Source organism: Elstera litoralis, assembly GCF_000963705.1.
Lineage (GTDB): Bacteria > Pseudomonadota > Alphaproteobacteria > Elsterales > Elsteraceae > Elstera > Elstera litoralis.
Genome location: NZ_LAJY01000539.1, coordinates 1 through 5644 on the forward strand (window position 1 = coordinate 1; position 5644 = coordinate 5644).

A 5644-nucleotide genomic window follows, 5' to 3' on the forward strand; every position below is an offset into this window, starting at 1 on the left:
CGCAAGCCTGCCTGCCGGAACTGCTGAAGGCGCAAAACCCTCATATCCTCATGCTCTCGCCGCCGCTGAACATGAAGCGAAAATGGTTCGCGCCGCACGTCGCCTATACGATGGCGAAATACGGTATGAGCCTATGCGTGCTCGGCATGGCGGGCGAGTTTCGCGGCCGCGTCGGGGTGAACGCCCTGTGGCCGCGCACGATCATCGCCACGGCGGCGCTCGCGATGCTGGGCGAGGGCGAAGGCTGATCTCCGCCCGCAACGGCCGCACGCCGGAGATTGTCGCCGATGCGGCGCACGTCATCCTGACCCGCGACGGCAAAAGCACCACGGGTAACTTCTTCATCGATGATGAGGTTCTTGCTAGCGCTGGGGTGACGGATCTCTCCGGCTATGCCGTCGATCCGAGTGCGCCGCTCTACCCCGATATTTTCCTTTAAAAAAAGGAACCCCCCGATTTTTGGATCGGGGGGCTTTTCTTACTCGCTGAACGTCACCACCAGCTTATCCGCCGCTTGCGGCAGATCTTTTAACTCCACCTTGAACGGCTCGGCGGAGTTCGGGGCGAGGGTCGGCGGGGTGCCGGCGAAGACCCATTCTTTTAGAACTTGATCGTTCGCCCCGCTAACGATGGCTTTCAGCTTCGGCGCGGGTTTGGCGGCGTTGGTCGTATTCAAGACGCGGCCTTCGATCACCAGCATCCCCACATCATCCCGGCGGGTGGAGGCGACGTTCGACAGATCGAAACCTTCGCCGGGGAAGCCGACCGGCAGCCCGGCTTTGGCATAGGCGATGGCGGCGGGGGGCCAAGTTTCGACGATCTTGGTGCGCCCGAAATAGAGCCCAGCGAGAGTGCCGGAGAAGATCAGCAGCAGCAGCGCCCAGCCGAGCGGCGAGCCCGCGCCCCGGCGCGACGCAACCGCCCCGGAATGACCCGCAGCGCCCTTGCGATTCTTGATCGGCGGGTTCAGCGGTGGCGGCGTGAAGTCGCCGAACTCTTCGTCGGCGCCTTTGATCTTATCGCGCAAGGCCCCGGCGCTCACCATCTCTTCGGCGGGCGGCAGGGCGCGGGACGCGCGGGATTTTGCCGGAACCGAAGGCTCATCCGCATCGTCATCCATCGAGAACAGGCTGCGGGCGATGATCGATTCGTTCGAAGCCGGGCTGGTTTTGGCATCCGCCGCCGCATCCGCCATCGCTGAGAGGAAATCCATCGACGGCAAATCGGCTTCGGGGCCGGACGCAATCGGCGCATTCAGGAACGCATCGAAATCCTCATCCATCGATCGGCCGCCGGCGGGCGGGCGCACAATGGACGCGGCATCGGGCGCGCCTGCCTTCGGGCGCGCGGCACCGGGCGTTGCCGGTTCAGGCGTGGCCGAGAAGAACGCCGGAAGGGCAGCCTCCTCCGACTGAGTTTCGGGTAGCCATGTGTGGCCGCAGTTGGAGCAACGGACCATCCGGCCAGGGTTGGCCAGGTCGGTCGAATTGACAGTCCAGCGGGTCGCACAGGAGGGACAGTTCAATATCATCGCATTTTTACCCGATTTCGGTTGCCTAACTTATACGAACCGGAAGACGCGACGGCAAGAAATCCGCGTCGCCTTTCTGCACAATCGCTTGAAACCCGCAGATTTTTCCTGCCCTCTTGCACCAACGGGCGAGAAACGCGGCGGCACCTGGAGAGACATGCTTACCTTTGATAACGTCGGGATGCGCTATGGGACCGGGCCGGAAGTTCTGCGCGATGTCAGCTTCCACCTGGCCCCCGGCTCGTTTCATTTCCTCACCGGCGCGTCGGGCGCGGGCAAAACCACGCTTTTGCGCCTGATGTATCTGGCGCAAAAGCCGACGCGCGGCACCTTCTCGCTGTTCGGGCGCGATGTGGTGACGCTGGCGCGCGCCGAGCGCCCGGATCTGCGCCGCCGCATCGGTGTGGTGTTTCAAGACTTCCGCCTGCTCGATCATCTGACCGCGCTGGAAAACGTCGCCTTGCCGCTGCGCATCGCCGGGCATAGTTCGGCGGAGATTGACGCCCATGTGGCAGAACTCCTCAGTTGGGTGGGGCTCAAGCAGCAGGTGAACGCCCGCCCGGCTCAGCTTTCCGGCGGGCAGCAACAGCGCGTCGCCATCGCCCGCGCCGTCATCGCCCGCCCCGATCTGCTGCTGGCCGACGAGCCGACCGGCAATGTCGATGATCGCATCGCTGTGCGTCTGTTGCACCTTTTCGAGGAAATGAACAAGGTCGGCACGACGATTGTGTTCGCTACCCATAATCAGCAACTCATCAGCCGCTTCCCGCACCCGGTACTGCACGTAGAGCAAGGCGAGGTGCATTTGTTGCCCCCCGGCTCCAACCCGTTCGGGGCCGAGATGAGTGGGGCTACGCCATGAAATTTCCCTTGGTTTCCGGGCATCTCCCCGGTTTGGGGCACCCACTGCCGCTGCGGGCGGATGAAGGCGGGCGCTTCCTGCCCGCCATCGTTGCCATCATGACGCTGCTGGCCCTTCTCGCCCTTGCCGGCGCGCTTGCGGTGAACCGAGGCGCGCAATCTTGGGACCGCGAAGTCACAGGCTCGGCGACGGTGCAAGTGCTCCCCGGCCCCGATGCGGCGGAGGTTTCCCAGCGCGTTGAGGCGGCGACGAAGCTTCTTTTAGCGCAACCGGGCGTTCTCTTGGCGCAACCGCTGCCGCCGAAGCCGGGGCGGCGCTGGTCGCGCCCTGGCTGGGTGAACTCACGGGTGCAGCGGAACTACCGATTCCGCGCCTGATTGCCGTCACGGTCGATCCCTCGGTCGCCGCGCAAGACGCGATCCGCACAGCGCTGAAAACCGTTCCCGGCACGCGCTATCAAGATCATCTGACGTGGCTGGAGCCAATCCGCCGCGCGGCGACGGCAGCGCGTTGGCTGGCGGCGGCGGTTCTGGCCGTCATCGGTGGTGCGGCGGTGCTGACGGTGCTGTTCGCCACCCGCACGTCGCTGGCGGTGCAGCAGGATGTGATCGAGGTGCTGCACCTGATCGGCGCGCGCGACGGCTATATCGCGGGCGGGCTTGCCCGGCAAACGATGGGGCGCGCGCTGTTGGGCGCCTGCGTCGGCTCGATCCTGGCGGTGGCGGTTTTGCTGCTGTTGCCGATGTTCCTGACCAGCGCCGCCGGAGCCCCTGCCCTGCTGCGCGGCGTGCAGTTGGCGGCGCTCGATTGGGTGTGGATTATCCTGCTGCCCTTTGCCCTCTCGATTTTAGCGGCGGGTGCCGCTTATCTTGCGGCGCTGCGCGGGCTCGCGCGATTGCCGTAAGGTTTGTGATGACGCGCTTTCCCCGCTTACTCCTGCTCGACCGTGACGGTGTTCTGAACGAAGACCGGCCCGCGAGTGTGCGCCACCGCGACGATCTTGCCCTCATTCCCGAAGCGATTGCCGCGCTGGCGGCCTATAGCCGGTCGGGGCGGGCGGTGGCGCTGGTCACGAATCAGGGGATCCTGGGGCGCGGGCACGTCAGCAAGGCCGAGTTTTGCGCCATTCAAACGAAACTCATCACGGCGATAGCGGCGGCGGGCGGGCGTTTAGTATCGGTCCATATCGCTCCCGATGCCCGCGATGGCCTGAGCGACCGTCGCAAACCCGGCCCCGGCATGCTGCTCGAAGCGATGCGCCAGCACCGGGTTTCGCCCGCCGAAACGCTGTTTATCGGCGATGCCGTTACTGATGCCGAGGCGGCGCAGGCGGCGGCGGTGGCGTTTCGATTGGTGCTAACCGGCAAGGGCCGGGCTTCGGCGATCGCGCGGCCCGAGCTTCCGGCCTTCGCGACCCTTGCCGAGGCGCTGGCCGATCTTGGGGCATCGGCATGATCCGATTGCGGCGGCGCTTGGCGATTTTGGGGGCGGTTTTGGCGCTCGGCTATGGCGCGGGTTTTGCCGCCTTTCTCGCCCAAGTGCCGACGCAAGCCGCCACCGACTCCACGACGACCGAGGCGATTGTCGTGCTGACCGGCGGGCGGCAACGGCTTTCGACCGGCCTGAAACTGCAAGCCCAGGGGCTCGCGAAGCGCGTGTTCATCTCCGGCGTCAACCCTGACGTAGAGCCGGAAGAACTGGCGAGCTTCGGCCCCTTAGGCAAAGCGCAGATCGATTGCTGTGTCGTGCTCGGCTACGCGGCGGCCAATACTTTGGGCAATGCGGCGGAAACGGCGGCGTGGGTGCGGGCGGCGCAGGTACACTCGATCCGGCTCGTGACCGCCGCCTACCATATGCCGCGTAGCCTGTTCGAACTGCGCCGGGCCGCGCCGGACCTGACGATCATTCCGCATCCGGTGTTTCCGCCCGGCTATCCGGAAGGGGCCGGGGTGCGGTCCGATGGAATGGTTCTGCTGCTCAGTGAATATCACAAGCTTTTGCGTGCCTGGGCGCGCGCCTTACTTCGTCCGGGGGAAGCATGATCGTTCTGCGGTCCACACTCTTTAACGTGTGTTTCGTTCTTTGGTTTTGTCTGACTGCGGTTCTGCTGCTGCCCGTCACACTGCTGCCGCGCGCGGCGGCTTGGTGGGTTGTCGATCTTTGGGTTCACGGTGTTTTGGTGCTGCTGCGGGTGATCTGCACCATTCGCTTCGAAATACGCGGGCGGGAGAATTTGCCGAAAGGCGGGTTTATTCTCGCGGCGAAACATCAATCGGCCTTCGAGACGATGGCCTTGCACGTGCTAGCGCCGCGCCCGGCTTTCATTTTTAAGCGCGAGCTGCTGTTCGTCCCGGTCTTCGGCTACTACCTGTGGCGCTTTCAGCAGATCGCTGTGACGCGCGGCGCGGGGCAGAAGGCGATGAAAAGCGTCGGGCGGGCGGCCTTACCGATTTTGGCCCAGGGCCGCGCCGTCATCATCTTCCCGCAAGGCACCCGAACGGACCCCGGCGCGCACCGCCCGTATCGCTCTGGCGTGCAGCATCTCGCCCGCCTCAGCGGCGCGCCCGTGGTGCCGGTCGCGTTGAATTCCGGCCTGTTCTGGGGGCGCAATGCCTTCTTGAAGTATCCCGGCACCGTGGTGTTCGAGGTTCTGCCCGCCCTCACCGTCTCGCCGGAAGCGCGCGGCCCGTTCATGGCGGCGCTGGAAGACGCCATCGAAACCGCAACGGCGCGGCTGGAGGCAGAAGCACGGGCGAAATAACGGCGATTAGGCAGGTTTAATTCGGTCGCCGTCGTTGGGGGGCGCATCGCCCGCCCCGTCGAGAAAGCCCAAGAACGCGTCACGCGAAGCCCCTTGAGCCCGGTCTTTGAAAAACTGCTCGGTGTTCAGCGCCGACAGTTTTTCAGCGACGGCGACATTGATGAACTGGTTCAGGCTGGTGCCGTCGGCCTGGGCCATACGTTCGGCGGCGGCTTTCAGGGATGGTTGAAGCCTTAAGGCGTAATTGGCTTTGGTCATCGAATCCTCCGTAAAGCTTCCTCAGGCCAGATCGCTTCGATACCGAAGCGGGTGGCCGGGCCAAAATGGCGAGTGTTGAACGTCACGATACAGTCAGCGGTCCCGTTGATGGCCGTTTCCAAGACCATTTCATCGGCGACATCACCAAGTTGGGGGCGCCAGAGATAATGAAGCTGCACGGGTTCAACCAGACCCGCGAGATAGTCTAAGAAGTTCGTAACGGCACTTGTCG

Annotated in this window: 10 protein-coding genes and 1 pseudogene; 8 read left to right on the forward strand and 3 right to left on the reverse strand. The window is 64.4% G+C overall.

The window, feature by feature from the left end; all coding sequences use genetic code 11:
* Positions 1 to 248, forward strand: a pseudogene (locus tag VZ95_RS23240) (SDR family oxidoreductase); the annotation flags it as partial.
* On the forward strand, positions 188 to 439 hold the full coding sequence (locus VZ95_RS25895; RefSeq protein ID WP_052711884.1) for a Rossmann-fold NAD(P)-binding domain-containing protein: 252 nt from the start codon (positions 188 to 190) through the stop codon (positions 437 to 439). The pseudogene VZ95_RS23240 and the gene VZ95_RS25895, both read left to right, overlap by 61 nt.
* Positions 440 to 478: 39 nt before the next feature.
* Here VZ95_RS25895 and VZ95_RS22330 read toward each other — a convergent pair whose 3' ends face one another.
* Positions 479 to 1531: a DUF3426 domain-containing protein gene (locus VZ95_RS22330; protein ID WP_084627879.1), complete on the reverse strand. Its 1053-nt coding sequence runs from the start codon at positions 1529 to 1531 to the stop codon at positions 479 to 481.
* A 157-nt stretch (positions 1532 to 1688) separates the two neighbouring features.
* On the opposite strand from VZ95_RS22330, the gene ftsE reads away from it, so the two are divergent.
* The 6 genes from ftsE to VZ95_RS17115 all read left to right on the forward strand — a co-directional run bounded on the left by ftsE (position 1689) and on the right by VZ95_RS17115 (position 5154).
* The gene (gene ftsE / locus VZ95_RS17095) at positions 1689 to 2393 is read left to right on the forward strand and encodes a cell division ATP-binding protein FtsE (protein ID WP_045776928.1); all 705 of its coding nucleotides are present in this window, start codon (positions 1689 to 1691) and stop codon (positions 2391 to 2393) included.
* The gene (locus VZ95_RS22335) at positions 2390 to 2770 is read left to right on the forward strand and encodes a hypothetical protein (protein ID WP_052711886.1); all 381 of its coding nucleotides are present in this window, start codon (positions 2390 to 2392) and stop codon (positions 2768 to 2770) included. Before ftsE ends, VZ95_RS22335 begins: the two co-directional genes overlap by 4 nt.
* Positions 2771 to 2946: 176 nt before the next feature.
* Positions 2947 to 3297, forward strand: a complete 351-nt coding sequence (locus VZ95_RS22340; RefSeq protein WP_052711887.1) for an FtsX-like permease family protein — start codon at positions 2947 to 2949, stop codon at positions 3295 to 3297.
* A gap of 8 nt (positions 3298 to 3305) precedes the next feature.
* Positions 3306 to 3848: an HAD-IIIA family hydrolase gene (locus VZ95_RS17105; protein ID WP_045776929.1), complete on the forward strand. Its 543-nt coding sequence runs from the start codon at positions 3306 to 3308 to the stop codon at positions 3846 to 3848.
* The gene (locus VZ95_RS17110) at positions 3845 to 4435 is read left to right on the forward strand and encodes a YdcF family protein (RefSeq protein ID WP_045776930.1); all 591 of its coding nucleotides are present in this window, start codon (positions 3845 to 3847) and stop codon (positions 4433 to 4435) included. The genes VZ95_RS17105 and VZ95_RS17110 overlap by 4 nt, the downstream gene beginning before the upstream one ends.
* On the forward strand, positions 4432 to 5154 hold the full coding sequence (locus VZ95_RS17115; RefSeq protein WP_045776931.1) for a lysophospholipid acyltransferase family protein: 723 nt from the start codon (positions 4432 to 4434) through the stop codon (positions 5152 to 5154). The genes VZ95_RS17110 and VZ95_RS17115 overlap by 4 nt, the downstream gene beginning before the upstream one ends.
* A 6-nt stretch (positions 5155 to 5160) precedes the next feature.
* Here the strand turns inward: VZ95_RS17115 and VZ95_RS17120 are convergent, their stop codons facing one another.
* A complete protein-coding gene (locus VZ95_RS17120) occupies positions 5161 to 5412 on the reverse strand; it encodes a toxin-antitoxin system HicB family antitoxin (protein WP_045776932.1) in 252 nt (83 codons plus the stop codon).
* A partial coding sequence (locus tag VZ95_RS27420; RefSeq protein ID WP_232302723.1) for a PIN domain-containing protein occupies positions 5409 to 5644 on the reverse strand: 236 nt, incomplete at its 5' end. The genes VZ95_RS17120 and VZ95_RS27420, both read right to left, overlap by 4 nt.

Coding starts and splice junctions, on each gene's coding strand:
- VZ95_RS17120 (WP_045776932.1), bottom strand. CDS start 5,412: ATGACCAAAGCCAATTACGCCTTAAGGCTTCAACCATCCCTGAAAGCC.
- ftsE (WP_045776928.1), top strand. CDS start 1,689: ATGCTTACCTTTGATAACGTCGGGATGCGCTATGGGACCGGGCCGGAA.
- VZ95_RS22335 (WP_052711886.1), top strand. CDS start 2,390: ATGAAATTTCCCTTGGTTTCCGGGCATCTCCCCGGTTTGGGGCACCCA.
- VZ95_RS17105 (WP_045776929.1), top strand. CDS start 3,306: ATGACGCGCTTTCCCCGCTTACTCCTGCTCGACCGTGACGGTGTTCTG.
- VZ95_RS22330 (WP_084627879.1), bottom strand. CDS start 1,531: ATGATATTGAACTGTCCCTCCTGTGCGACCCGCTGGACTGTCAATTCG.
- VZ95_RS17115 (WP_045776931.1), top strand. CDS start 4,432: ATGATCGTTCTGCGGTCCACACTCTTTAACGTGTGTTTCGTTCTTTGG.
- VZ95_RS17110 (WP_045776930.1), top strand. CDS start 3,845: ATGATCCGATTGCGGCGGCGCTTGGCGATTTTGGGGGCGGTTTTGGCG.